Source organism: Streptomyces sp. KL109B (genome assembly GCF_030766935.1).
Taxonomy (GTDB): domain Bacteria; phylum Actinomycetota; class Actinomycetes; order Streptomycetales; family Streptomycetaceae; genus Streptomyces.
The window spans coordinates 712,661-737,652 of sequence record NZ_JASERL010000001.1 but is presented as its reverse complement, the minus strand read 5'-3'; the positions used below and the strand labels follow the sequence as shown (position 1 = coordinate 737,652).

The 24,992-nt window shown below is 71.2% G+C and carries 25 protein-coding genes; 16 read left to right on the top strand and 9 right to left on the bottom strand.

The window, feature by feature from the left end; translation table 11 throughout:
- Window positions 1-82: 82 nt before the first annotated feature.
- A complete protein-coding gene (locus RBJ65_RS03545; RefSeq protein ID WP_306317740.1) occupies window positions 83-1,729 on the top strand; it encodes a phospho-sugar mutase in 1,647 nt (548 codons plus the stop codon).
- A 311-nt stretch (window positions 1,730-2,040) separates the two neighbouring features.
- Here RBJ65_RS03545 and RBJ65_RS03540 read toward each other — a convergent pair whose 3' ends face one another.
- Window positions 2,041-2,652 carry a PH domain-containing protein gene (locus tag RBJ65_RS03540; protein WP_306317739.1) on the bottom strand — a complete coding sequence of 204 codons (612 nt, stop codon included), beginning with the start codon at window positions 2,650-2,652 and terminating at the stop codon, window positions 2,041-2,043.
- Window positions 2,653-2,791: 139 nt separating this feature from the next.
- On the opposite strand from RBJ65_RS03540, the gene deoC reads away from it, so the two are divergent.
- The 3 genes from deoC to RBJ65_RS03525 are packed head-to-tail and all read left to right on the top strand — an operon-like array spanning window position 2,792 to window position 6,088.
- A complete protein-coding gene (deoC, locus tag RBJ65_RS03535) occupies window positions 2,792-3,748 on the top strand; it encodes a deoxyribose-phosphate aldolase (RefSeq protein ID WP_306317738.1) in 957 nt (318 codons plus the stop codon).
- A 5-nt stretch (window positions 3,749-3,753) separates the two neighbouring features.
- Window positions 3,754-5,196, top strand: a complete 1,443-nt coding sequence (locus RBJ65_RS03530; protein ID WP_306317737.1) for an aldehyde dehydrogenase family protein — start codon at window positions 3,754-3,756, stop codon at window positions 5,194-5,196.
- Window positions 5,189-6,088, top strand: a complete 900-nt coding sequence (locus RBJ65_RS03525; RefSeq protein WP_306317736.1) for an aldehyde dehydrogenase — start codon at window positions 5,189-5,191, stop codon at window positions 6,086-6,088. Before RBJ65_RS03530 ends, RBJ65_RS03525 begins: the two co-directional genes overlap by 8 nt.
- A 93-nt stretch (window positions 6,089-6,181) precedes the next feature.
- Here the strand turns inward: RBJ65_RS03525 and RBJ65_RS03520 are convergent, their stop codons facing one another.
- A complete protein-coding gene (locus RBJ65_RS03520; protein WP_306317735.1) occupies window positions 6,182-6,598 on the bottom strand; it encodes a hypothetical protein in 417 nt (138 codons plus the stop codon).
- A 125-nt stretch (window positions 6,599-6,723) separates the two neighbouring features.
- Between RBJ65_RS03520 and RBJ65_RS03515 the strand changes: the two genes are divergently transcribed.
- Window positions 6,724-7,356 (top strand): ATP-binding protein, encoded by a 633-nt coding sequence (locus tag RBJ65_RS03515; protein WP_306317734.1) that lies wholly within the window; start codon window positions 6,724-6,726, stop codon window positions 7,354-7,356.
- 334 nt (window positions 7,357-7,690) lie between these two features.
- Here RBJ65_RS03515 and RBJ65_RS03510 read toward each other — a convergent pair whose 3' ends face one another.
- A complete protein-coding gene (locus RBJ65_RS03510) occupies window positions 7,691-8,455 on the bottom strand; it encodes a SigE family RNA polymerase sigma factor (protein ID WP_306317733.1) in 765 nt (254 codons plus the stop codon).
- 247 nt (window positions 8,456-8,702) lie between these two features.
- Between RBJ65_RS03510 and afsQ1 the strand changes: the two genes are divergently transcribed.
- The 3 genes from afsQ1 to RBJ65_RS03495 are packed head-to-tail and all read left to right on the top strand — an operon-like array spanning window position 8,703 to window position 11,622.
- On the top strand, window positions 8,703-9,380 hold the full coding sequence (gene afsQ1 / locus RBJ65_RS03505) for a two-component system response regulator AfsQ1 (protein WP_179200974.1): 678 nt from the start codon (window positions 8,703-8,705) through the stop codon (window positions 9,378-9,380).
- On the top strand, window positions 9,377-11,011 hold the full coding sequence (locus RBJ65_RS03500) for a HAMP domain-containing sensor histidine kinase (RefSeq protein WP_306317732.1): 1,635 nt from the start codon (window positions 9,377-9,379) through the stop codon (window positions 11,009-11,011). The genes afsQ1 and RBJ65_RS03500 overlap by 4 nt, the downstream gene beginning before the upstream one ends.
- A 41-nt stretch (window positions 11,012-11,052) precedes the next feature.
- Window positions 11,053-11,622 (top strand): hypothetical protein, encoded by a 570-nt coding sequence (locus RBJ65_RS03495; protein WP_372341223.1) that lies wholly within the window; start codon window positions 11,053-11,055, stop codon window positions 11,620-11,622.
- 13 nt (window positions 11,623-11,635) lie between these two features.
- On the opposite strand, the gene RBJ65_RS03490 is transcribed toward RBJ65_RS03495, so the two are convergent.
- A complete protein-coding gene (locus RBJ65_RS03490; protein WP_306317730.1) occupies window positions 11,636-11,992 on the bottom strand; it encodes a MerR family transcriptional regulator in 357 nt (118 codons plus the stop codon).
- A 59-nt stretch (window positions 11,993-12,051) separates the two neighbouring features.
- Between RBJ65_RS03490 and RBJ65_RS03485 the strand changes: the two genes are divergently transcribed.
- The 3 genes from RBJ65_RS03485 (at window position 12,052) to RBJ65_RS03475 (ending at window position 15,101) form a co-directional block, all read left to right on the top strand.
- Window positions 12,052-13,230, top strand: a complete 1,179-nt coding sequence (locus RBJ65_RS03485) for an MFS transporter (protein ID WP_306317729.1) — start codon at window positions 12,052-12,054, stop codon at window positions 13,228-13,230.
- A gap of 1,009 nt (window positions 13,231-14,239) precedes the next feature.
- On the top strand, window positions 14,240-14,782 hold the full coding sequence (locus tag RBJ65_RS03480) for a VanZ family protein (RefSeq protein WP_306317728.1): 543 nt from the start codon (window positions 14,240-14,242) through the stop codon (window positions 14,780-14,782).
- A gap of 118 nt (window positions 14,783-14,900) precedes the next feature.
- A complete protein-coding gene (locus RBJ65_RS03475; protein WP_306317727.1) occupies window positions 14,901-15,101 on the top strand; it encodes a PspC domain-containing protein in 201 nt (66 codons plus the stop codon).
- A 108-nt stretch (window positions 15,102-15,209) separates the two neighbouring features.
- On the opposite strand, the gene RBJ65_RS03470 is transcribed toward RBJ65_RS03475, so the two are convergent.
- Together RBJ65_RS03470 and RBJ65_RS03465 are read right to left on the bottom strand one after the other, a co-directional pair.
- Window positions 15,210-15,551 carry an ATP-binding protein gene (locus RBJ65_RS03470; protein WP_306317726.1) on the bottom strand — a complete coding sequence of 114 codons (342 nt, stop codon included), beginning with the start codon at window positions 15,549-15,551 and terminating at the stop codon, window positions 15,210-15,212.
- A 147-nt stretch (window positions 15,552-15,698) separates the two neighbouring features.
- Window positions 15,699-16,865: an adenosine deaminase gene (locus RBJ65_RS03465; protein WP_306317725.1), complete on the bottom strand. Its 1,167-nt coding sequence runs from the start codon at window positions 16,863-16,865 to the stop codon at window positions 15,699-15,701.
- A 101-nt stretch (window positions 16,866-16,966) separates the two neighbouring features.
- On the opposite strand from RBJ65_RS03465, the gene RBJ65_RS03460 reads away from it, so the two are divergent.
- Window positions 16,967-17,719: a prolyl oligopeptidase family serine peptidase gene (locus RBJ65_RS03460; protein WP_306317724.1), complete on the top strand. Its 753-nt coding sequence runs from the start codon at window positions 16,967-16,969 to the stop codon at window positions 17,717-17,719.
- A 105-nt stretch (window positions 17,720-17,824) separates the two neighbouring features.
- Here RBJ65_RS03460 and RBJ65_RS03455 read toward each other — a convergent pair whose 3' ends face one another.
- Window positions 17,825-18,805 (bottom strand): LysR family transcriptional regulator, encoded by a 981-nt coding sequence (locus RBJ65_RS03455; protein WP_306317723.1) that lies wholly within the window; start codon window positions 18,803-18,805, stop codon window positions 17,825-17,827.
- A gap of 64 nt (window positions 18,806-18,869) precedes the next feature.
- On the opposite strand from RBJ65_RS03455, the gene RBJ65_RS03450 reads away from it, so the two are divergent.
- Both RBJ65_RS03450 and RBJ65_RS03445 read left to right on the top strand, forming a co-directional pair.
- Window positions 18,870-20,177 (top strand): MFS transporter, encoded by a 1,308-nt coding sequence (locus RBJ65_RS03450; protein ID WP_306317722.1) that lies wholly within the window; start codon window positions 18,870-18,872, stop codon window positions 20,175-20,177.
- Window positions 20,178-20,381: 204 nt separating this feature from the next.
- Window positions 20,382-21,362 (top strand): sigma-70 family RNA polymerase sigma factor, encoded by a 981-nt coding sequence (locus tag RBJ65_RS03445; protein ID WP_306317721.1) that lies wholly within the window; start codon window positions 20,382-20,384, stop codon window positions 21,360-21,362.
- Here the strand turns inward: RBJ65_RS03445 and RBJ65_RS03440 are convergent.
- Window positions 21,273-21,695: a lipid asymmetry maintenance protein MlaB gene (locus tag RBJ65_RS03440; protein WP_306317720.1), complete on the bottom strand. Its 423-nt coding sequence runs from the start codon at window positions 21,693-21,695 to the stop codon at window positions 21,273-21,275. The genes RBJ65_RS03445 and RBJ65_RS03440 overlap by 90 nt on opposite strands.
- A gap of 137 nt (window positions 21,696-21,832) precedes the next feature.
- Here RBJ65_RS03440 and RBJ65_RS03435 point away from each other — a divergent pair, with 137 nt between their 5' ends.
- Window positions 21,833-22,768, top strand: a complete 936-nt coding sequence (locus RBJ65_RS03435; protein WP_306317719.1) for an AEC family transporter — start codon at window positions 21,833-21,835, stop codon at window positions 22,766-22,768.
- 27 nt (window positions 22,769-22,795) lie between these two features.
- Here RBJ65_RS03435 and RBJ65_RS03430 read toward each other — a convergent pair whose 3' ends face one another.
- Window positions 22,796-24,073, bottom strand: coding sequence for a thymidine phosphorylase (locus RBJ65_RS03430; protein ID WP_306317718.1), 1,278 nt, complete (start codon window positions 24,071-24,073; stop codon window positions 22,796-22,798).
- Window positions 24,074-24,271: 198 nt separating this feature from the next.
- Between RBJ65_RS03430 and RBJ65_RS03425 the strand changes: the two genes are divergently transcribed.
- Entirely contained in the window at window positions 24,272-24,952 is a 681-nt protein-coding gene (locus RBJ65_RS03425) for a DNA alkylation repair protein (protein ID WP_306318009.1), read from the top strand.
- Window positions 24,953-24,992 lie beyond the last annotated feature (40 nt).

Here is a 24,992-nt window from a genome sequence, read left to right as displayed (position 1 = left end):
TTGAGGCGCGGGGTCCGGGGCAGAGCCCCGAGGCGTCAACCCCGTGCGGGCGGGCCGACAACTCCCCGAAGGAATGCGAACCGTGACCGTATCTGGCAGCGCAACCCTCGACCGGGCGAAGACCTGGCTCGCGGAGGACCCGGACCCGGAAACCCGCGAGGAACTCGCCAAGCTCATCGAGGCCGACGACACCGAGGCCATCGCCGAACGCTTCGCCGGCACCCTCCAGTTCGGCACCGCCGGCCTCCGCGGCGAACTGGGCGCAGGACCCATGCGCATGAACCGCGCCGTGGTCATCCGCGCCGCCGCGGGCCTCGCCGCGTACCTGAAGGCCAAGGGCCAGACGGACGGCCCGGTCGTCATCGGCTACGACGCCCGCCACAAATCGGCCGACTTCGCCCGCGACACGGCCGCGGTGATGGTGGGGGCCGGGCTGCGCGCCGCGGTCCTCCCCCGCCCGCTCCCCACCCCCGTACTCGCCTTCGCCATACGGCACTTGGGCGCGGTCGCGGGCGTCGAGGTCACGGCCTCGCACAACCCGCCGCGCGACAACGGCTACAAGGTCTACCTCGGCGACGGCTCCCAGATCGTGCCGCCCGCCGACGCGGAGATCGCCGCCGAGATCGACGCGGTGGCGTCCCTGAACGACGTACCGCGCGCGGAGTCGGGCTGGGAGACGCTCGGCGACGAGGTCCTCCAGGCGTACCTGGCGCGCACGGACGCGGTCCTGGCCGAGGGCTCGCCGCGGTCGGCCCGCGCCGTCTACACGGCGATGCACGGCGTCGGCAAGGACACGCTGCTCGCCGCGTTCGCGCGGGCGGGCTTCCCGGAGCCGGTGCTCGTGCCCGAACAGGCCGAGCCCGACCCGGACTTCCCCACGGTCGCGTTCCCGAACCCGGAGGAGCCGGGGGCGATGGACCTGTCGTTCGCGACGGCCCGCGCGCAGGCCGAGACGCCCGACCTCATCATCGCCAACGACCCCGACGCGGACCGCTGCGCCGTCGCCGTCCGCGACGGGGACGCGTGGCGGATGCTGCGCGGCGACGAGGTGGGCGCGCTGCTCGCGGCGCACCTGGTGAAGCGGGGCGCGACCGGCGTCCTCGCCGAGTCGATCGTGTCGTCATCGCTGCTGGGCCGGATCGCGGACGCGGCTTCGTTGCCGTACGAGGAGACGCTGACCGGGTTCAAGTGGATCGCGCGCGTCGAGGGCCTTCGTTACGGCTACGAGGAGGCGCTCGGCTACTGCGTCGACCCCGAGGGCGTACGCGACAAGGACGGCATCACGGCGGCGCTGCTCGTCACCGAGCTGGCGAGCGAGCTGAAGGAGCAGGGCCGTACGTTGCTCGACGCGCTCGACGACCTGGCGCTGGCCCATGGGCTGCACGCCACGGACCAGTTGAGCGTGCGGGTCGAGGACCTGTCCGTGATCGCGGACGCGATGCGCAGGCTCCGCGAGGTGCCGCCGGTGGAGTTGGCCGGGCTCGCGGTGTCCCGCACGGACGACCTCGCCGAGGGGGAGGGTGGGCTGCCGCCCACCGACGGGCTGCGGTACGCGTTGGACGGGGCGCGGGTGGTGGTGCGGCCGTCCGGTACGGAGCCGAAGTTGAAGTGTTACCTGGAGGTCGTGGTGCCAGTGGCGGAGCGGTCCGGGTTGGCCGGGGCGCGGGTCATCGCGGCGGAGCGGCTCGCGGCGCTGAAGCGGGACCTCTCGGTGGCGGCCGGCATCTGACACGCCCACCCGTGGTTGCGGACGCGGGGCTCCGCCCCGGACCCCGCGCCTCAAGCGCCGGCGGGGCTGGATTTGCCGAACCGGCGTTGCGGACGCGGGGCTCCGCCCCGGACCCCGCGCCTCAAGCGCCGGCGGGGCTGGATTTGCCGAACCGGCGTTGCGGTCTCGGGGCTCCGCCCCGGACCCCGCGCCTCAAACGCCGGCGGGGCTGGATTTGCCGAACCGGCGTTGCGGACGCGGGGCTCCGCCCCGGACTCCGCTGCTCAAGCGCCGCAGGGGCTTGAAGAGGGTGCCGCAGGGGCTGGACCGGGTTACAGGGCGGTGAGGATCGCCAGGAGGGCGGCGCCGAGCACGGTCGGGGCGATGATTTCGTAGGCCCAGCGGACCGCCGTCTCGCCCTGCGCGTTCTCGGCCGCGGAGCGGGTCGCGTGGAGTTCGCGCAGTTCGTCCATGGCCTGGTCGCCGGTGGACCGGGGGGTGACGGTCGCCGTGGTGGCGGCGCGGTCGCCCTTCGTCGTGGCGCGCAGTTGCTGGCGCTGCGCCTTGCGGCGGCCGCGCAGCGAGACCGGGATGGACCAGAGCTGGTACTTGGTGCCCGCCTGGTCGACGACCTCGTTCGAGTACCCGGACTTGAAGCTCTCGACGGCGGCCCACGGCAGCGTCACGTCGCGGAACGGGTTGCGCACCCGGAGCCGCTCCTCGTTGCCGAAGACCGCGGGCCGGACGGTGAACGCGACGACGAGCGGCACGAGGAACAACAGCACGGCGACGACCGTCCACGGCGTGCGCCCGGTTCCGTTGATCACGGCGTCGGTCCCCAGCCAGGCCCCGATCAACAGCAGCAGCACGCCACCCGCGATACCGGCGGGAGACCGATAGATCCGGTCACTGGCCTGCGGGGGCGTGGTCTCGCTGTGCGTCATGGCTTGATTGTGCCCGACGCGTCAAGCCCCGCGACCGAGCTCCAGGATCGCGCCCCGGGACCGCGACCACGACCGCCCGGAACCGTAAACCCCGACCTGTACAAGCCGCTACGCGCGTAGATATGCTCCCCTCGTGACCATGCCCAGTTCTGCACCCGCACCCGCCGCTTACCAGGACGTCACCACGTCCGAGCGCACCCTGCGCCGCTTCCTCCACGGACTGCCCGGCGTGGACGCGGTCGGCCTGGAGGCGCGCGCCGCTTCGCTCGGGACCCGTTCCATCAAGACCACGGCGAAGGCGTACGCCATCGACCTGGCCATCTCGATGATCGACCTGACGACGCTCGAGGGCGCCGACACCCCGGGCAAGGTCCGGGCCCTCGGCGCGAAGGCGATCAACCCCGACCCCACGGACCGCACCGCCCCGCGCACCGCCGCGGTCTGCGTCTACCCCGACATGGTGGCCACCGCGAAGGCCGCCGTCGCCGGCACGGACGTCAAGGTCGCCTCCGTGGCCACCGCCTTCCCTGCGGGCCGCGCGGCCCTCGACGTCAAGCTCGGCGACGTACGCGAGGCCGTCGCGGCCGGGGCGGACGAGATCGACATGGTCATCGACCGCGGCGCCTTCCTCGCGGGCGACTACATGAAGGTCTACGAGGAGATCAGGGCCGTGAAGGAGGCCTCGGGCGCCGCCCGCCTCAAGGTCATCTTCGAGACCGGCGAGCTCTCGACGTACGACAACATCCGCCGCGCGAGCTGGATCGGCATGCTGGCGGGCGCCGACTTCATCAAGACGTCGACGGGCAAGGTCGGCGTCAACGCCACCCCCGCCAACACCCTCCTCATGCTCGAAGCCGTACGCGACTTCCGCGCCGCCACCGGGGTACAGGTCGGCGTGAAGCCCGCGGGCGGCATCCGCACCTCCAAGGACGCCGTCAAGTTCCTGGTCATCGTGAACGAGACCGCGGGCGAGGACTGGCTCGACAACCACTGGTTCCGCTTCGGCGCCTCGTCCCTCCTCAACGACCTGCTGATGCAGCGTCAGAAGCTGGCGACGGGCCGCTACTCCGGTCCCGACTACGTGACGGTGGACTGATCACCATGACCAACGCATCCGTATTCGAGTACGCGCCCGCGCCCGAGTCCCGCTCGGTCGTCGACATCGCGCCGTCGTACGGCCTGTTCATCGACGGCGAGTTCACCGACGCCGCCGACGGCAAGGTCTTCAAGACGGTCTCCCCCGCCACCGAAGAGGTTCTCTCCGAGGTCGCGCAGGCCGGCGAGGCCGACGTGGACCGCGCGGTGAAGGCCGCCCGCAAGGCCTTCGAGAAGTGGTCGGCGCTGCCCGGCGCCGAGCGCGGCAAGTACCTCTTCCGTATCGCCCGCATCATCCAGGAGCGCAGCCGCGAGCTCGCCGTCCTGGAGACGCTCGACAACGGCAAGCCCATCAAGGAGACGCGGGACGCCGACCTCCCCCTCGTAGCCGCGCACTTCTTCTACTACGCGGGCTGGGCCGACAAGCTCGACCACGCGGGCCTCGGCCCCGACCCGAAGCCGCTGGGCGTCGCGGGCCAGGTCATCCCCTGGAACTTCCCGCTCCTGATGCTGGCGTGGAAGATCGCCCCGGCGCTCGCGACCGGCAACACCGTCGTCCTGAAGCCCGCCGAGACGACCCCGCTGTCCGCCCTCTTCTTCGCGGACATCTGCCGCCAGGCGGGCCTGCCGAAGGGCGTCGTCAACATCCTTCCCGGATACGGCGACACGGGCGCGGCGCTCACCGCCCACCCCGACGTCAACAAGGTCGCCTTCACCGGCTCCACGGCCGTCGGCAAGGAGATCGCGCGCACCGTCGCCGGCACGGACAAGAAGCTGACGCTCGAACTCGGCGGCAAGGGCGCGAACATCGTCTTCGACGACGCCCCCATCGACCAGGCCGTCGAGGGCATCGTCACGGGCATCTTCTTCAACCAGGGCCAGGTCTGCTGCGCGGGCTCCCGCCTCCTCGTCCAGGAATCGATCCAGGACGAGTTGCTCGACAGCCTGAAGCGGCGGCTCTCCACCCTCCGACTCGGCGACCCGCTCGACAAGAACACCGACATCGGCGCGATCAACTCCGCCGAGCAGCTCGCCCGCATCACCGCACTCACCGAGCAGGGCGAGGCGGAGGGCGCCGAGCGCTGGTCGGCCCCCTGCGAACTCCCGTCCTCGGGCTACTGGTTCGCCCCGACGCTCTTCACGAACGTCACGCAGGCCCACACCGTCGCCCGCGACGAGATCTTCGGCCCGGTCCTTTCCGTGCTCACCTTCCGTACGCCGGACGAGGCCGTCGCCAAGGCCAACAACACGCAGTACGGCCTGTCGGCGGGCATCTGGACCGAGAAGGGCTCCCGCATCCTCGCCGTCGCCAACAAGCTGCGCGCGGGCGTCGTCTGGGCCAACACGTTCAACAAATTCGACCCGACCTCGCCCTTCGGCGGCTACAAGGAGTCGGGCTTCGGCCGCGAGGGCGGCCGCCACGGTCTGGAGGCCTACCTCGATGTCTGAGTCGCAGACGCGTCTTTCGGTCTTCAAGACCTACAAGCTGTACGTCGGCGGGAAGTTCCCGCGTTCCGAGAGCGGCCGGGTGTACGAAGTGACCGATGGCAAGACCGGCGAGTGGCTGGCCAACGCGCCACTGTCGTCCCGCAAGGACGCCCGTGACGCCGTGGTCGCGGCCCGCAAGGCGTTCGGCGGCTGGCAGGGCGCGACGGCGTACAACCGCGGTCAGGTGCTGTACCGCGTCGCCGAGATGCTGGAGGGCCGCCGCGAGCAGTTCGTACGCGAGGTCTCCGAGGCGGAGGGCATCGGGAAGTCGAAGGCGACCGCCGTCGTGGACGCGGCGATCGACCGCTGGGTCTGGTACGCGGGCTGGACCGACAAGGTCGCCCAGGTCGCCGGCGGGGCGAACCCCGTCGCGGGCCCCTTCTTCAACCTCTCGACCCCCGAACCGACCGGCGTCGTCGCGGTCCTGGCCCCCCAGGACTCGTCCTTCCTCGGCCTGATCTCGGTCGTCGCCCCCGTCGTCGCGACCGGCAACACGGTCGTCGTGATCGCGAGCGAGAAGTCCCCGCTGCCCGCCCTCTCCCTCGGCGAGGTCCTCGCGACCTCGGACGTTCCCGGCGGCGTCGTCAACATCCTGACCGGCAGGGCGGCGGAGATCGCGCCGTCCCTGGCCGCGCACCAGGACGTCAACGGCATCGACCTCACGGGCGCGGACGCCGAGCTGGCGAAGCAGTTGGAGATCGCCGCGGCCGACAACCTCAAGCGCGTCCGCCGTCCACACCCTGTGGACGACTTCGCCGCCACCCCCGACACCTCCCGCCTGACCCACTTCCTGGAAACGAAAACGGTCTGGCACCCCACGGGCTCCCTGGGCGCGTCCGGCTCCTCGTACTGACCCCAAACCCCCAAGAGCCCCGCTCCTCAGACCACTCGAGCCCCTCCGGCGCTTGAGGAGCGGGGTCCGGGGCAGGGCCCCGCGACGTAGGACTCAGCCCGGCAGCACACCTGTCGCGGGCCCCACCACCGGCAACTCCTCCAACGACGCCCCCGACGCCACAGGCCCGGTCACCGCCGCCGTACTCACCGGCGCGAAATCCGCCACCTGCGTCGCCACCGCGTTGTCCAACGGATCCGTCCCCGTCCCGGCCAACGGATCCAACTGCAACCGCTTCAGCGTCCCGACCCCGTTCGCCGTGGCCGAATGCAGCGCCGTGGACACGCCCCCGGCCGCCGCTTCCAGATTCGTGTCACCCGCCGACGACTGCGAGGGCGACGGATCCGGCGCCGCACTCGCCGCCGCACCCCCCGCCCCGACAGCCGCACCGGCCGCCGTCACAGTGAGCCCAACGCGCAGCAGGGCGCGCCGCACGGCGGTCGATGAGGTGGAGTCCGTGTGTCGTGCCATGACGTTCCGCCCGAGCCTTTCGTTTGCGTAATCACGTGTACGCACACGGTAGTTGCGGTGGTGCGCGCCACAACGGCACCACGCGGGGGACTCACCACGCCCGCCATGCCGCACACTGGTGTCTCGTGAGTTCGCATCCTCCGATACCGACACGGGTCGTCCTGCTCTCCGGCCCCTCGGGCTCCGGCAAATCGTCGTTCGCCGCCCGCTCCGGGCTGCCCGTCCTGTGCCTCGACGACTTCTACAAGGAGACGGGGGACCCCACGCTGCCGCTGGTGCCCGGTACTTCGGACATCGACTGGGACTCGCCGCTGTCCTGGGACGCCGAGGCCGCGCTCGCCGCGATCGGCGCGCTGTGCGCGAAGGGGCGGACGAGCGTTCCCGTGTACGACATCGCGTCCAGCTCGCGGGTGGGCGAGGAGACGTTGGACATCGAGCGGACGCCGCTGTTCGTCGCGGAGGGGATCTTCGCGGCGGACATCGTGGAGCGGTGCCGGGAGTTGGGGGTGCTGGCCGACGCGCTGTGCCTGCGCGGCCGGCCGTCCACGACGTTCCGGCGGCGGCTGCTCCGCGACCTCAAGGAGGGCCGCAAGTCGGTGCCGTTCCTGCTGCGGCGCGGCTGGCGTCTGATGCGTACGGAACGGTCGATCGTGGCGCGCCACGTGGCGCTCGGCGCGCACGCCTGCGGCAAGGAGGAAGCGCTGGGCCGCGTCGCGGCTGCGGCGGCGGGCCGCTGCGTGAAGGCTCGCGCCGCGTAACGGGAATTCGTGCGCCGTAACGGGGTTGACGTCTCGGGGCTCCGCCCCGGACCCCGCTGCTCAATCGCCGCAGGGGCTTGATGTGCGGACCTCGCTGCTCAAAACGCCGCAAGGGATTGATGTGCCGAGCCCGCGGCTCAAGCGCCGCAAGAGATTGATGTGCCGAGCCCGCGCATGCGGAACGGGACCGGAAAGACCCCCCGGCCTTCCGATCCCGCCCACTCCCCCGTACTCGTTCCCCCGTGACTTGCTCCCCCGTAACTTGCTCCCCCTGTACTGATCCCCCGTACACAGAACCCCGCTCCCCCGAACAGGGCCCCGTTCCCCCCTGCCTTCAGGCGACGAGTTCGCCGAAGGACTCCTCCTGGTCACGGCCGAAGCTCAGCACCTCGTCGTCGCGCAGTCGCCGCAGCGAGCGCCAGATGCTGGACTTCACCGTGCCCACGCTGATGTCGAGGATCTCCGCGATCTCCGGGTCCGTACGGCCCTCGTAGTAACGAAGGACCAGCATGGTGCGCTGGAGTTCGGGGAGCCGGGCCAGGGCCTGCCACAGGACCGCGCGCAGCTCGGTGCCGCGCATCGCGTCCGTGTCGCCGACCGTCTCCGGCAGCTCCTCGGTCGGGTACTCGTTCAGCTTGCGGCGGCGCCACGCGCTGATGTGCAGATTCGTCATGGTGCGGCGCAGGTAACCACCCACGGCCGCCTTGTCGCTGATCCGGTCCCAGGCCCGGTACGTCGAGAAGAGGGCGCTCTGCAGCAGGTCCTCGGCCTCGAAACGGTCACCGGTGAGGTGGTAGGCGGTTGCGTACAGGGAGGCGCGGCGCTCCTGGACGTAGGCCGTGAACTCGGCCTCCGACAAGGACGTCCGACGCTGCTCCCCCGAGTCCTCCCTGTACGCGGCTCCCCCGTGACCCCCCTCGGCCACCGTCTCCCGCGCGTCAACCACCGTCATGAAACCGGTGTGCTGACGCCCGGCGCCGCGAGCGCACCCCCGCCCGCTCACGGCACCGGACTTCTCGTGACGCTCGGAAACCACTCGGCCCATGTCGTGCAGACGCGTGACAACCGCGCTTGAGGTGGTGCTGTGCAGCGTGTTCATCTCGCGCCCCCCGTCGTGGAGTACCGAATACTTCCTGCGTGTTTTCGTCGTCGCGGTCGTTCTTCGCGATGACCAAAAGCTTGCCTGGCCGACTTCATGGCGGTGTCCGTCGACTGTCACAGGCCTGTCACAGCGGTCGTCATCATGGGGAGCACATGTGGAGGAAGGCTCCCTGGACGCCGCTTCCGCGCACCTGACGCGCACACTCGGTCGAACTGAAGGCCCCTGATGGGCCAGAATGGCGCCTGTGCCTTCCCTGTTGCTGATCGAGGACGACGACGCCATCCGTACGGCCCTGGAGCTGTCTCTTACGCGCCAGGGCCATCGGGTTGCCACCGCTGCCACCGGAGAGGACGGTCTGAAGCTGCTGCGCGAGCAGCGGCCCGATCTGATCGTGCTCGATGTGATGCTGCCCGGCATCGACGGTTTCGAGGTCTGCCGCCGCATCCGGCGCACCGACCAACTGCCGATCATCCTGCTGACCGCGCGCAGCGACGACATCGACGTCGTGGTGGGCCTCGAATCCGGTGCGGACGACTACGTCGTGAAGCCGGTGCAGGGGCGCGTCCTCGACGCGCGGATCCGCGCGGTGCTGCGACGCGGCGAGCGGGAGGCCAACGACGCCGCCGCGTTCGGCTCGTTGGTGATCGACCGGGCCGCGATGACCGTGACGAAGAACGGCGAGGACCTGCAACTGACGCCCACCGAGCTGCGCCTGCTGCTCGAACTGAGCCGGCGGCCCGGACAGGCCCTGTCCCGGCAGCAGTTGCTGCGCCTCGTCTGGGAGCACGACTACCTGGGCGACTCGCGGCTCGTCGACGCGTGCGTACAGCGGCTGCGCGCGAAGGTCGAGGACGTACCGTCGTCACCGACCCTGATCCGTACGGTGCGTGGCGTGGGCTACCGGCTGGACACGCCTCAGTGACGAAACCGCACGACAAGCTCCGGGCCGCGGGTGCGGCGAAGAAGGCGCTCCTCGCCGGCCTGCGCTTCACCAGCCTGCGCCTGCGCCTGGTCGTCGTGTTCGCGCTCGTGGCCCTGACGGCCGCGGTGTCCGCGTCGGGGATCGCGTACTGGCTGAATCGTGAGGCCGTCCTTACGCGCACGCAGGACGCGGCGCTCAGCGACTTCAAGCAGGAGATGCAGAACCGGGCGGCGGTGCTGCCCGAGGAGCCCACGCAGGGCGAGTTGCAGCACGCGGCGAACCTGATGGCGGGCAGCAGCCAGCACTTCAGTGTGCTGCTGATGGCGGAGGACGAGAACGGCCGCGAGGTCGTGGGCAATTCGGATCTCGACGCCTTCACCATCGGTGATGTGCCGAAGTCGCTGCGGGACGCGGTGACCAAGAAGCAGCCCGTCGACGACGGCAACAAGCACGCGTACCACCTGTACTGGCAGCGGATCACGCAGGACGACACCCCGTACCTGGTCGGCGGCGCCACCGTGGACGACGGCCCGACCGGCTACATGCTCAAGTCCCTCGAACCGGAGGCCAAGGATCTGAGTTCCCTCGCCTGGTCGCTCGGCATCGCGACCGCTCTCGCGCTCGTCGGCTCCGCGCTGCTCGCGCAGGCCGCGGCCACGACCGTGCTCAAGCCGGTGCACCGGCTCGGGGTCGCGGCGCGCCGCCTCGGCGAGGGCAAGCTGAACACGCGGCTGCGCGTGTCCGGCACGGACGAACTCGCCGAGCTCTCCCGTACGTTCAACAAGACGGCGGAGAACCTGGAGAAGCAGGTCGCGGACATGCGCGCCCGCGACGAGTCCTCGCGCCGCTTCGTCGCCGACATGTCGCACGAGCTGCGTACGCCGCTGACCGCGATCACGGCGGTGACGGAGGTCCTGGAGGAGGAACTGGACGCCGAGACCGGCTCCGTCGACCCCATGATCGAACCGGCCGTACGTCTCGTCGTCAGCGAGACCCGCCGCCTCAACGACCTCGTAGAGAACCTCATGGAGGTCACCCGCTTCGACGCGGGCAGCGCGAAACTCGTCCTCGACGATGTCGACCTCGCCGACCAGATCACCGCCTGCATCGACGCGCGTGCCTGGCTGGACGCCGTGGAGTTGGACGCCGAACGCGGCATCACGGCCCGCCTCGACCCGCGCCGCCTCGACGTGATCCTCGCGAACCTGATCGGCAACGCGCTGAAGCACGGCGGCTCCCCGGTGCGGGTCTCGGTGCGTGTGGAGGGCGAGGACATCGTCATCTCCGTACGCGACCACGGCCCCGGCATCCCGGAGGAGGTCCTGCCGCACGTCTTCGACCGCTTCTACAAGGCGAGCGCCTCGCGGCCCCGCTCGGAGGGCAGCGGCCTCGGCCTGTCCATCGCCATGGAGAACGCGCGGATCCACGGAGGCAGGATCGGCGCCGCGAACTCCCCCGAAGGGGGCGCCGTGTTCACGCTGCACCTGCCGCGCGACGCGAGCCCGCTCACCTCCGCGACGGACGAGGACACCACGGACACGGACTCCGACACGGATTCGGAGTCGGAGTCGGGCACGGACTCGGGCACGGACTCGGGCACCGGTGCGCGGGAAGGCGGTGCCACCAAGTGAGGCGGAACGTACGCCTGCTGGGCCTGCTCGGTCTCCTGGCCATGTCCTCGCCCCTGCTCGCCGGGTGCGGGATCCGGCCCACGGAGGTACCGACCGACTTCGGTGCCGCGCCCACGCGCGTGGGGTGCGCCCTCTCGGGGTCGGACGAGGTGGGGGCGCAGGCCGGCGGCGAGTTCCCGGTGCAGGTGTATCTGGTCTGTACGTCGCAGCTGGTGACGGTCGACCGGACCATCACGCTGGAGCGCGGCCAGTCCTCCGACCGGGTCGTGGTCGCGCGGGAGCTCCTGGACCAGCTGGAGGCGGCTCCCTCGGGCGAGGAGAAGTCGGCGGGCTACACGACGGACGTCCGCTCCGGGCTCAAGGTCTCGGGCCCACTGACGGACGACCCCACGGACGCACTCCGCCTGAGCACCGCGCCCGACGACCTCTCCCCTTACGCCCTGGCTCAGATCGTCTGCACCTTCGCCAACAGCGAGGCCACGGCCGAGGACGACGACCACGTCGTCCTCGGCGGCCCCACCGCCGCCGCCCCACTCCGCGAATACACCTGCACCGACGCCCTGAAGGCCCGCCCCGGCCTCCTCCCCGCCCCTTCCAAAACCCTCCCCTGACAGCGGGACCCGGTCACCGTGCGGGGGCGGCCTCGATGACGTCGTCGAGCGCGGACCGGGAGATCTCCAGGTCGGTGATGGCCTTGTCGATCCGCTCGCGCTCCTTGAGCAGATCGGCGAGGAGGTCGGAGCAGGTCGGCACCAGACGCTCGCCCTCGTCGCGCAGGCAGGGCAGGATCGTGGCGATGGTGGCGGTGTTCAGACCGGCGGCGAGCAGACTGCGGACGCGGCGCACGGTGTCCACGTCCGCCTCCTCGTACTCGCGGTAGCCGCTGGGACGCCGCGCGGGCCGCAGCAGTTGCTGCTCCTCGTAGTAGCGCAGCAGCCGTTCGTGTACGCCGGTCCTGCGGGACAGCTCCCCGATCCGCACGCGACCCTCCCCAATGCCACTTGACTCTCACACCGATGTGAGACTTTACCTTTCCCGGCATGACAACCGGCATGACAAAGAGTGTTGCTTCGCTCGCGGCCTTGTGCGCGAGCGTCTTCGTTATCGGTACGTCGGAGTACCTGGTCGCGGGCGTGCTGCCCGAAGTGGGCGCGGACCTTCAGGTCTCGCAGGGCACCGCGGGGCAGGCGGTGACCGCCTACGCGCTCGGCGTGGTCATCGGCGGCCCCGTGGTGACCGTGGCGACCGCGCGGCTGCCGCGCAAGGGCCTGGCGATCGGGCTGATGCTGCTGTTTGCCGTGGGCAGCGCGCTGAGCGCGCTGGCACCCTCGTTCGGACTGCTGCTGGCCGGGCGGCTGGTTTCCTCGCTCAGCCACGCCGCGTTCCTGGCGCTGGCGCTGGTGATGGCCACCGGCGTGGTTCCCGAGAACAGGACCGGATCGGCGATTGCCACCGTGGCCTCCGGGTTCACCGTGGCCACTTTGCTCGGCGTGCCACTGGGTTCGCTGCTGGGGCATGCCGCTGGTTGGCGTGCGCCCTTCGCGGTGCTCACCGCGCTCACCCTGGCCGCCGTCGCGTTGCTGGCGCTGGTGCTGCCCAGGCAGCAGGCTCCCGCCACGAGCTTGCGCGACGAGTTGCGGGTGGTGACCCGCAGGCCGGTGCTGTTGGCCATCGCCACCACCGCGGTCGGCTTCTCCGGGGTCTCCGTCGTGTTCACCTACATCGCGCCGCTGCTCACCCGCGTCGCCGGTTTCTCCCCGGCCGCCGTCTCCGCCCTGCTGCTCGCCTACGGCGCCGGCAGCTTCCTGGGCAACCTGGCCGCGGGCAAGCTGACCGACAAGTCCATGTCCGCGACCGTACGCGGTGTGTTCGGCGGCCTGACCGGTGTGCTGGCGACCATGCCGTTCGCCGCCGCCTGGCAGCCCACCGCCGTCCTCGCCGTCCTCGTCCTGGGCCTGCTCGCCACCGCCACCATCGCTCCCCTGCAGGGCCTGATCCTGCACCATGCCGGGGCGGCCCCGAACCTGGCGACGTCCGTCAACGTCGGCGCGTTCAACCTTGGCGCAGCCACCGGATCCGCCCTCGGCGGACTCCTCGTGGCCGCGGGTGCGCTCCGCTGGACCGGACTGGCCGGGGCCACGCTGAGCCTGACCGGCCTGACCCTGACCTACCTCCTCCTGCCCCGCACCGACAACACCACGGTCTCCTCTGCCGCTTGAACCTACCGGGCGCACCCAGACAGCCGGGCCCCTCGGGGGGGGGCACGAGGACGACATGACACACCTGCCTCCGAACCACCCCAACTCCCCGACGAAGAACCCCCGCCCGCCCCCTGCAAGACGGCCACCTCTCGACGACACACGCCCCCCATTTCGACCACCATGCCGCCCCCAACGCCCTGCCCTCCGACAACTGACGTCCAACGCGACTCACTTGCCCCCCCCCTCCGCCACCACCCCGACTCCCCACCCGAGACGCCCCCTCGGGCAATCTGCCACCAGCCCGGCTCCCCACCCGAAACGGCCAACCCCACCCGCCCTGGGCAACCTGCCGCCGCCCCGACTCCCCACCCGAGGCGATCAACCCCACACGCCTGCGCCAACCCACCGCAGCCCGGCTCCCCACCCGAGACGGTCAACGCCACACGCCTTGGGCAATCTGCCGCCTGGGGCGGCAGGGTGGGCAAGGCGGCCCCGGTACGGGCTGCACGGACGACGGGCGCCGACCCCGAGGAGACGGCTGAACGGGGGCCGAAGCCCCCGGAGGGGGCGGGCGGGTGGGAGATGACCGGGAAGCGGGGCAGGCCCAACACTCCGGCGCCGGGCGACGAAACCACGGGCGCGGGGGCGGCACCGGCCCGCAGCCCCAGCACCGGGCAACAGAGACCACGGGCACCGAGCGCGGCGCCGGCCCGAAGCCACAGTGCCGTACACCGGAAACGACAGGCGTCAGCCACGAGAAGGCGCCAAGACGGGGGCCGAAGCCCCCGGAGGGGGCGGGCGGGTGGGAGATGACCGGGGAGCGGCGCAGGCCGAAGACCCCGGTGCCGGGCAGCGGAGACGGAGGGCGCCCGGGTCGGTACCGGGCCGAAGCCACGGTGCCGGGCGCCCGGGCGGTGCCGGTAGGAAGTCACGGTGCCGGGCCGCGGAGGCGGAGGGCGGAAAATCCGGTCACCCCGGGCACGGGAGTCGCGGAACCGATCCTCCCGCGCCCTGCGTCTAGGGGGGCGTGCAGCGCCATCGCTCGGGCGGCCACAGGGCCGCCGTCCGTTTCCGTGCGGCAGGGTTCATCCTTCTCGCCGCGCATCTCCTTTTCGTCGGTTGGTTCACGCTGCGCCCCCTGGACGTCCCCTGGGTGAGCGCCGCGAACCTGCACCCCTTTGCCGGCATCCGCTCCGACCTCGCCCTCGGCTGGCGCGAGGCGACCCTGCGGATCGGCGAGGGCCTGGCGCTGCTCGCCCCGCTGGGCGTTCTGCTGCCCGTCGCCGACGGCCGCGTCTACGTATCGCTGTGGGGTTCACTACTGCGTACGGTCGCCGTGGCCGCCCTGATCTCGCTCGGCATCGAACTGCTGCAGACCGGCGTGCCGGGCCAGGTCGTGGACATCGACTCGCTGTTCCTGAACACGGCCGGCGTCGCCCTCGCCCACCTCCTCGTGGTGCCCGCCCTGCGGTCCCGGCTCCGCCACCGGGCCGAGCGCCCGCCCCTGCCCCCGAAGGAACCGGCTCAGGGTCCGACCCCGACGATTTCCAGGGTCGGCATCGCCCCGTGAGCTGACGCTTTGCCCCGTTCGTCGCCGTACCTTCGAAGACGTAAGCAAGAAGCACCGCCAAGAAGCACCACGACGAAGCACCCACATCGAAGACCTACGGTTCGCGAAGGAGCCCACCATGACCGCCCTTGCCCGCCCCACCAACGGCCGGATGATCGGCGGAGTGTGCGCAGCCCTCGCCCGGCGCTTCGGCACCTCCGCGACCACGATGCGCGTGATCTTCGTGCTGTCCTGCCTGCTGCCGGGGCCGCAGTTCCTGCTCTACATCGCGCTGTGGATCCTGTTCCCGAGCGAGAACAAGACCCGTCAGGCCTGGTGACGGCCTCCGTCCCAGAAGCCAGTACTCCACACGTCGAAGGGGCGCACCCGCGATATCGCGGGTGCGCCCCTTCGACGTAAGCCCGGGCCGTAGCCCGTAAGCCGTGGATCAGCCGCCGAGCCCACCGGCGACCGGCAGGCCGCCGAGCAGCCCGGAGACGGGGTCGCCGCCGTCGTCACCGGGCAGGGCGCCCTGCGTGACCTGGTCGACGACGGGCGAGGCCGTGGTCAGGCCGTTGGCCACCGCGTTCTGCCCGGCGGCCAGGGACTCGGCGCCACCCGCGGGCAGCGTCGACGCCACATCCTGGAGCGGCAGGGCGGAGGTCACGGAACCTACGGTGTCGGCGGCGTCGGGGACGGCCGGGGCAGCGTTCGCGGCGCCGGCACCGGCGGCGGCGAAAGCGGCTCCGAGAGCGGCGACACCGAGGGTCTTGGCAGCAGACTGCTTCATTGTGAAATGCGTCCTCTTGACGATGACGGGGGGATGAGCGGTCCACGACCGTAAACATTCCTGAGCTGCGCCCGCAAACAGCGAACCGCCGAGAAAAGCGGCCGGGAACAAACGTTCCCGACCGCCCCAACCTCCCCCCAAAAGGCCCTACTCGGCGGCAGAACCGCTGGTGGAAGCGGTCTGCCGGAACAGCCATTCGGATTTCAACTCGGCATATCCGGGCTTGATGACGTCATTGATCATTGCGAGTCGTTCGTCGAAAAGAATGAAAGCTGACTTCATCGCATTGACGGAAAACCATTGCATGTCGTCGAGCGTGTAACCGAAGGCGTCGACCAGGTGATCGAACTCCCGGCTCATCGAAGTGCCCGACATGAGACGGTTGTCCGTATTGACAGTGGCGCGGAAGTGCAGCTTGCGCAGCAGGCCGATGGGGTGCTCCCCGTAGGAGCTCGCGGCGCCGGTCTGCAGGTTGGACGAGGGGCACAGCTCCAGCGGGATCCGCTTGTCCCGAACGTAGGAGGCGAGGCGACCCAGTTGGACGCCGCCGTCGGCCTCCACCTTGATGTCGTCGATGATGCGCACGCCGTGCCCGAGCCGGTCCGCGCCGCACCACTGGAGGGCCTGCCAGATCGACGGGAGCCCGAAGGCCTCGCCCGCGTGGATCGTGAAGTGGTTGTTCTCGCGCTTGAGGTACTCGAAGGCGTCGAGGTGCCGGGTGGGCGGGAAGCCGGCCTCCGCGCCCGCGATGTCGAAGCCGACAACGCCCAGATCCCGGTAGGAATTGGCGAGTTCGGCGATCTCCAGGGCGCGGGCCGCGTGCCGCATCGCGGTGAGCAGGGCGCCGACGCGGATGCGGTGGCCGTTCGCCCTCGCGCGGCGCTCGCCCTCCCGGAAGCCCTCGTTGACCGCCTCGACGACCTGCTCGAGGGTGAGCCCCTGCTCCAGGTGCTGCTCGGGGGCGTAGCGGACCTCCGCGTAGACGACGCCGTCCTCGGCGAGGTCCTCGGCGCACTCGGCGGCGACCCGGAACAGCGCCTCGCGGGTCTGCATGACGGCGCAGGTGTGACTGAACGTCTCCAAGTACCGCTCCAGCGAACCGGAGTCGGCCGCCTCGCGGAACCAGACGCCGAGCTTGTCGGGGTCGGTCTCCGGCAGATTCTCGTACCCCTGCTCGCGGGCGAGGTCGACGATCGTGCCGGGACGCAGGCCGCCGTCGAGGTGGTCGTGCAGGAGGACCTTCGGAGCGCGGCGGATCTGCTCCGAGGTAGGCACCTGGGGGCTGTTGGGGTTCGCGGTGATCGGGCTCGTCATTTCCGCACTCTAACGCCTACGCGCGTAGATCGCTGCGGTTCGTTGTCTGTTCGTTGTCGTTGTCCATACGGCGACGTGGAGCCTTCTGACACTGTGCTGTCATGCAGCAGCGAGCGACGCAGGGCCGCGAGGCGCGGCTTGCCAGGGCGGCCGGGCCGGTGCCGGGAGCGGTGGGCGGTGTGGTGCTGCTGCTCCCCGCGGGCGAGGAGACGTCGACCCGCAGAGCGTCACCCCTGTCACAGGCCGCCGTGCGGCCGCTCGCCCGTCGCCTCACGCGCGCGGGGCGGGAAGCGGGGCTCGTCACGCATGTCGTGCAGTACCGGTGCCGCGGCTGGAACGGGACGCAGGCCGAGCTCGCGCGCGACGCCCGGTGGGCCGCCGACGAGGTCGTGCGCCGCTACGGCGACGTACCGATCTGCCTCGCCGGCATCGACATGGGTGGGCGCGCGGCGCTGCGCGCGGGCGACCACGAAGCGGTCAACTCCGTTCTGGCGCTTGCCCCTTGGCTGCCGGAGGACGATGTCGCCGCGCCGCTCGAACCGGTGAAACAGCTCGCGGGGCGGCGCGTCCTCATCGTGCACGGCACCGATGACCGGCGTACGGACCCGGAGCTGTCGTTCCGGCTCGCGGGACGGGCGAAGAAGGCGAATCGTGATGTGTGCCGGTTCGAGGTGCACTCGGACGGGCACGGGTTCGCGCAGCATCGGTACGAAGTGGCTTCGCTGGCCGTGGACTTCGCGCTGGGGGCGTTGTTCGGGCGGCCGTTTTCGCGGCCGCTTCAGGATGCGCTTGCGGCGCCGCCGCCGTTGGGGTTGCGGATGCCGTTGGCGACCGGGTTCGGGCGCACACTCTGAATGTGTCACCGGCGCCGGTGTTGCGGTCGCGGGGCTCTGCCCCGGACCCCGCGGGCTATCGTCCGACGGCGGGGCTTGATTTGACCCCGCCTGGTGTGTTCTGCCTCAAGCGCCCGCAGGGCTTGAGGTGGTGTGTTCTGGGAGGAGGTGTCCTCGGCGGGACAGCAGGAATTTCTTGAAGGCGGCTACGGGGGGTGTGTCCGGGTGGCCGTCGAGCCAGGCGACGCCGATCTCGCGCACCGCTCGCTGCCCGGTCACCGTCAGCTCCACGACTCCGGGGCGCGGCACGGTCGGTGGCGGGAGCAGGGCGACGCCGAGGCCCGCCGCGACGAAGCCGCGCAGCGTCTCCGCCTCTTCGCCCTCGAAGGCGATACGCGGCGTGAACCCGGCCTCGGCGCACAGGTCGTCGCAGATGCGGCGCAGTCCGTAGCCGGGTTCGAGGGTGACGAAGGTTTCCTCGGCGGCCTCCGTGAGGCGGATGCGCTTGCGGGCGGCGAGGCGGTGCTGCTCCGGGACGACGAGGCGCAGCCGCTGCTCGTCGAGGCGGCGGGCGACGAGGCCGGGGGCGTCGGGGATCGGTGAGGTGAGGCAGAGGTCGAGTTCGCCCGCGCGCAGCCGCTCCAGCATCGCCTCTCCGTAGTTCTGGACGAGGCTGAAGCGGATGCGGGGGTGTTCGGCGCGGAAGGCGCGGATCAGGCCGGGCACCGTTTCCGTACCCATGGTGTGCAGAAAGCCGAAGGCGACCTTGCCGGACTCGGGGTCGGCGTCGGCGCGCACCGACTCGACCGCCTTCTCGACCTCGCCGAGCGCGCGCTCCACCGAGCCCAGGAACGTACGGCCCGCCGGGGTCAGCGAGACCGTACGGCCGTGGCGGGCGAACAGGTCGACGCCCAGGTCGCGTTCGAGGCGGGCGAGGGCGCGGGAGAGCGTGGACTGCGGCACGTTCATCTCCTGCGCCGCGCGCGTGACGTGTTCGGCGCGGGCGGCCCCGGCGAAGTGGGCGAGGCGCGGGGCGAGCAGGGTGACGATGTCTTCCGCGTCACTGTTCGGTGACTGGTGCGCCTGTGACCTCTGCTCATGCTCCATGGGATCGATTATGGGGTGTTCATGCATTGGACGCATGAGTGCGGGTGGTTCTACGTTCGTGGGCATGTCACCTGCCAGTAGCCGGGCGGCCGCCTCCACCGACGCGGTCGCCATCCCTGCCGCCCCCTCCCCTTCTGATGCCGACGACACTCGGATGACGCCAGGCGGGCCCGGCTACCGCCGCATGAGCTTCGCCCTGTTCCTGGCCGGAGTCGCCACCTTCGCGCTCCTCTACTCGACGCAGGCCCTGCTCCCCCTCATCTCCGACGACTACGGCGCGAGCGCGAGCGCGGCGGCGTGGACGGTGTCCGCGTCGACCTTCGCGCTCGCGGTGTGCGTGCTGCCGCTGAGCGCGCTGTCCGAGCGGTTCGGGCGGCGCACGGTGATGACCGCCTCGCTGACGGTGGCGGTGCTCCTCGGGCTCCTTGTTCCGTTCGCGCCGAACCTGGGGGTGCTGATCGCGCTGCGTGCCCTTCAGGGCGCGGCGCTCGCCGGTCTGCCGGCCTCCGCGATGGCGTATCTCGCGGAGGAGGTACGGCCGAAGGCGCTGGTCGCGGCCATCGGACTGTTCGTCGCAGGAAACTCCATCGGCGGCATGAGCGGCCGGATCATCGGCGGCTGGCTCGCGCAGGCCTGGGGCTGGCGGGTGGCCGTCGGCGTGATCGGGGTGATCGCGGTGGCGTGCGCCGTCGCGTTCCGGATGCTGCTGCCGACACCGCGCAACTTCACGCCGGGGTCGCTGCGCCCGCGCGCCCTCGCCGCCACGGTGGGCAGCCACCTCGCGAACCCGCTGCTGCGCCGCCTGTATCTGATCGGCGCGCTGTTCATGATGGTCTTCGGCGGCGTCTACACGGTGATCGGCTACCGGCTGTCGGCCGCGCCGTTCTCCCTCCCGCAGGGCATCGTCGGCTCGATCTTCATCGTCTACCTGGTGGGGACCGTCTCCTCGGCCGCGGCGGGACGCCTCGTCACGCGGCTGGGGCGGCGCGGCACGCTGTACCTCGCGGCGGGCACGACCATGGCGGGCCTGCTGCTGGCCCTCGTCCCGAACATCGTCCTCGTACTGCTGGGCCTCGTGCTGATCACGGCGGGCTTCTTCGCGGGGCACGCGACGGCGTCCTCGTCCGTCAGCCACACCGCCACGCACGGTCGGGCGCAGGCGTCCGCGCTCTACCAGTCCATGTACTACATCGGCTCCAGCGTCGGCTCGGCCGTCGGCGCCGTCGCCTTCCACGCGGCGGGCTGGCCGGGGACGGTGGGCCTCGGCTTCCTCGCGGTGCTCGGCGTCGTGTCGATCACGGCGTGGGGGACGTACGCGGCGCGGGCTGCGCGGCACCGGACGGGTGGGGGCGGCACGGTCGCGGCGCACTGAGTCGCCGGGCGGCTCTCAGTAACGGGGGAACGACTGCCTCTCAGTAACGGGGAACGACTGTCTCTCCTGTTACCACTTCGGCCTTCCGACCTGGGCGTTTTCCCGGTCGGGAGGCCGTTGTCAGTGGGCTGCTGTAGCTTTCGGAGTGCTGGGGACGGCTTGCCGGTCATTCCTGGAACTCACAGCGGCAATGGGGGCGTTGGAATGAGTGACACCGCGACGAAGGCAGATCTCGACGACCTGGAGAAGCACCGGGTCGAGCTGACCGGGTACTGCTACCGGATGCTGGGCTCGGCCTTCGAGGCCGAGGACGCCGTGCAGGACACGATGGTGCGGGCCTGGCGCAGCTTCGACAAGTTCGAGGGCCGTTCCTCACTGCGCTCCTGGCTGTACCGCATCGCGACGAACGTATGCCTGGACTCGCTGAACGCGGGGAACAAGCGGGCCCGCCCGATGGACCTGACGGCGGCGGCCCCGCTCGCCCAGGCCGCGCTCAACCCCCGCCCGGACAATGTGTGGCTGGAGCCCGTCCCGGACGCCCGCGTGCTGCCGACGGTGCACGATCCGGCGGAGGCGGCGGTGGCGCGGGAGTCGGTGCGGCTCGCGTTCGTCGCGGCGCTGCAGCAACTGCCGCCGAAGCAGCGCGCGGTGCTGATCCTGCGCGAGGTCCTGGCGTGGAAGGCGCAGGAGGTCGCGGACCTGCTCGACACGTCGGTGGCGTCGGTGAACAGCGCGCTCCAGCGGGCGCGCGCGACGCTGGCCGAAGCCCCGCCCGCCGCCTCCGCGACGGCCGACCCCCTCGACGAGGAGCAGCGGAGACTCCTTGAGCGCTACGTCGCGGCGTTCGAGGGCTACGACATGAAGGCCCTCATCGAACTGCTCGCCGAGGACGCCATCATGACGATGCCGCCGTTCGACCTGTGGCTGCGCGGCCCGGAGGACATCACGGGCTTCATGACCACGATCGGCGCGTCCTGCGCCGGTTCGCGGCTGCTGCCGCTGGTGTCGAACGGGACGCCGGCGTTCGCCCACTACAAGCCGGATCCGGACAAGGGAGGCTTCGCGCCCTGGGCGATCCAGGTCATCGAGTTCTCGTCAGAGGGGAGGATCGCGGGGTTCCACTGCTTCCTGGACACGCAGCGCTGGTTCCCGCTGTTCGGCGTCCCGGACCACCTCGACGCCTGAGTCCTTCCGCTCCCGGCCCGGTGCGCCCAACACACCGTCAAGGCCGGCGAGTTCGAGGAGCACGGCGAGACCGGCGGGCGGGTCGCGGAGCACCATCCGTGACCCGGCGCGGCGGGCGGCGAGCTGCATTCGGGCGAGCGCGTCGAGGGTCGCGAGATCGGCGGTGGTCACGCCGGACACGTCGCAGGTCACGGTCTCGGCGCAGGTCACGGTCTCCGCGTCGGCGAGGGCGGCGCGCAGGCGCTCGCACAGCCGGGGCGCGTCACCGGGGCGGACCGGCCCGGCGAGCACCACGACGGGCGAGGAGTCGGGAGGGAGCGAGGAAGCAGCCACGTACGAATGACCGGGCGCCCGGCCGGAATTCATCGGTCCCGTCCCCATAGCGACACGCGATCGCGGCACGTGGGGTGGGTCACGTTGATGTGGATCAACGTTGACCTGCGCTTCGGCGGCGGCCGAGAGTGGAACCCGTGCAGGGGGTACTCAACGGTTTCGCGGTCATCGCGATCGTCATCGCGGTCGGCTACGTCATCGGCAGGCGCGGCTACTTGGGCGCCGAGGGCCGCGAGGTCCTCACGAAGCTGACCTTCCACGTGGCGACGCCCGCGCTGCTGTTCACGATGCTGGCCAAGGCGGACCTGGCGCTGATCCTCTCGCCGAGCCTGCTCGTCACGGCGCTCTCCACGGCGGCGATGGCCGGCCTCTTCATCGCGGCGGGTGTCGTACGCGGGTGGGGTGCGGGCCGCACGACGATCGGCGCGCTCTGCTCCTCGTACGTGAACTCGGGGAACCTGGGCATCCCGATCGCGGTGTACGTCCTCGGGGACGCCTCGCTGGTCGCGCCGGTGCTCCTCTTCCAGCAACTCGTGGTGACACCGGTGGCGTTGACGGTGCTCGACCTGACGGGGGCCTCGGCGCCCGGGGAGGGGCGGCTCTCGTGGGCGCAGCGCCTGCTGACGCCGTTCCGGAACCCGATCGCGATCGGTTCGCTGTGCGGAGTCCTGGTCTCGGCGACGGGCTGGACGGTGCCCTCGCCCGTCTTCGACCCGCTGGAACTCATCGCGAACATGTCGGTCCCGGCGATCCTCATCGCGTTCGGCATCTCGCTGTGCGGGAGTTCCTGGCCGGGCGGCCGGGGCGCGGACCGGGCGCCGGTGCTGCTGTCGACGGCGTTGAAGGCGGCGGGCCAGCCGCTGGCGGCGTGGGCCCTGGCCTCCTTCGCGTTCGGCCTGCACGGGGCGCGGCTCCTCGACGTGGTGGTGACGTCGGCCCTCCCGGCGGCCCAGAACATCTTCACGTACGCGAGCCACTACCGGGTGGGCGAGCGGCTGGCGCGGGAGTCGATCCTGCTGTCGACGATGGCGTCGGTGCCGGCGTTGGTGGTGGTGGCGGCGTTGCTGGGGTGACGTCGGTCGCGGGGCAGGGGGCCCGTGTCAGCCGATGCGTTCCAGCACGATCGGGCGCGCCGTGAAGTCCGTGCCCGCCGGGGCGATGTCGTACGAACCCTCCAGGGCCTGGACCGCGTACGGGATGCGCTCGGGGGTGTCCGTGTGGAGGGTCATGAGGACCTGGCCGGCGAAGACGGAGTCGCCGGGCTTGGCGTGCAGTTCGACGCCCGCCGCGGCCTGCACCGGGTCCTCCTTGCGGGAGCGGCCCGCGCCGAGGCGCCAGGCGGCGAGGCCCACGCCCATCGCGTCGAGGCGGGTGAGGACGCCGGACCCGGTAGCGGTCACGACGTGGGTCTCGCGGGCCGTGGGCAGCGCCGCGTCCGGGTCGCCGCCCTGGGCCGCGATCATGCGCCGCCAGGCGTCCATGGCGCGGCCGTCGGCGAGGGCCTTCGCCGGGTCGACGTCGCGCAGGCCCGCCGCGTCGAGCATCTCGCGGGCGAGGGCGAGGGTGAGTTCGACGACGTCGGAGGGGCCGCCGCCCGCCAACACCTCGACGGATTCCCGGACTTCGAGGGCGTTGCCCGCGGTGAGGCCGAGCGGGGTGTTCATGTCGGTGACGAGGGCGACGGTCGGCAGGCCGTGGTCGGCGCCCAACCCGACCATGGTGCGGGCGAGTTCGCGGGCCGGCCCGATCTCCTTCATGAAGGCGCCGGAGCCGACCTTGACGTCGAGGACGAGTGAACCCGTACCCTCCGCGATCTTCTTCGACATGATCGAGGACGCGATGAGCGGGATGCACTCGACGGTGGCCGTGACGTCGCGGAGCGCGTAGAGCTTCTTGTCGGCGGGGGCGAGGCCGCTGCCGGGCGCGCAGACGACCGCGCCGACGTCCTCCAGGGTGCGCATCATCTCGTCGTTGGTGATGTTCGCGCGCCAGCCGGGGATCGCCTCCAGCTTGTCGAGCGTGCCGCCGGTGTGGCCCAGGCCGCGCCCCGACAGCTGCGGGACGGCGGCGCCGCAGGCCGCGACGAGGGGCGCGAGCGGCAGCGTGATCTTGTCGCCGACGCCGCCCGTGGAGTGCTTGTCGGCGGCGGGCCGCGGCAGCACCGAGAAGTCCATCCGCTCCCCGGAGTTGATCATCGCGGCGGTCCAGCGGGCGATCTCGGAGCGGTCCATGCCGTTCAGGAAGATCGCCATGGCCAGGGCCGACATCTGCTCGTCCGCGACCTCGCCGCGCGTGTACGCGTCGACGACCCAGTCGATCTGCGCGTCCGTGAGGCGTCCGCGATCCCGCTTCGTACGGATGACGGAGATGACGTCCATGGCAAATCCTCCAACGTTTTCGGCGCAGCGCGGCGTCCCCCGCCACGCTCCCACGGCACGGCGACTCTACGCGCATAGACGGCTCGCGTGAAGTGCCTCGGCGAACCCTCCGGACGTACGGTGAGGGCTCACCCGTGACGACCTCACCAGGCAGATCAGGAGACCGCCGTGCCCGAGACGAAGCCGAAGCCGGCCTCGATGCCGACCGAGCCGACGGTCGCCGAACTGCTCGCCGAGTTGGCGGACCTGGAGGACCCCAAGGCCCGCGCCGTCAACGAGAGGCACGGCGACGACCACGGCGTGAACCTCGGCAAGCTGCGCGCCATCGCCAAGCGCCTCAAGACCCGGCAGGACCTCGCGGTCGGCCTGTGGGCGAGCGACGACACGGCGGCCCGCCTCCTCGCGCTCCTCGTCTGCCGCCCGAAGGCGTTCGAGGGGGCCGAGTTGGACACGATGCTGCGTGAGGCCCGCGCGCCGAAGGTGCGGGACTGGCTGATCGCCAACGTGGTGAAGAAGAGCCCGCACGCGGAGGCCCTCCGTGTCTCCTGGCTGACGGACGAGGACCCGGTCGTCGCGGCCGCCGGCTGGTCCCTGACGGCGGACCGCGTGACGAAGAAGCCGGCGGGCCTGGACCTGCCGGGGCTGCTCGACGTGGTGGAGGCGGAGATGAAGGACGCCCCCGAACCGTTGCAGTGGTCCATGAACACCTGCCTCGCCCACATCGGCATCACCCACCCCGCCCACCGCTCCCGCGCCCTCGCCATCGGCGAACGCCTCGGCGTCCTCAAGGACTACCCGACGTCACCGGGGTGCACATCCCCGTACGCGCCGACGTGGATCGCGGAGATGGTGCGCCGTCAGGAGGAGAAGCCGGACTGAGGGTTCGGTCCGGCAGTCGGTCGGGGCGGCGGCCCGAAGG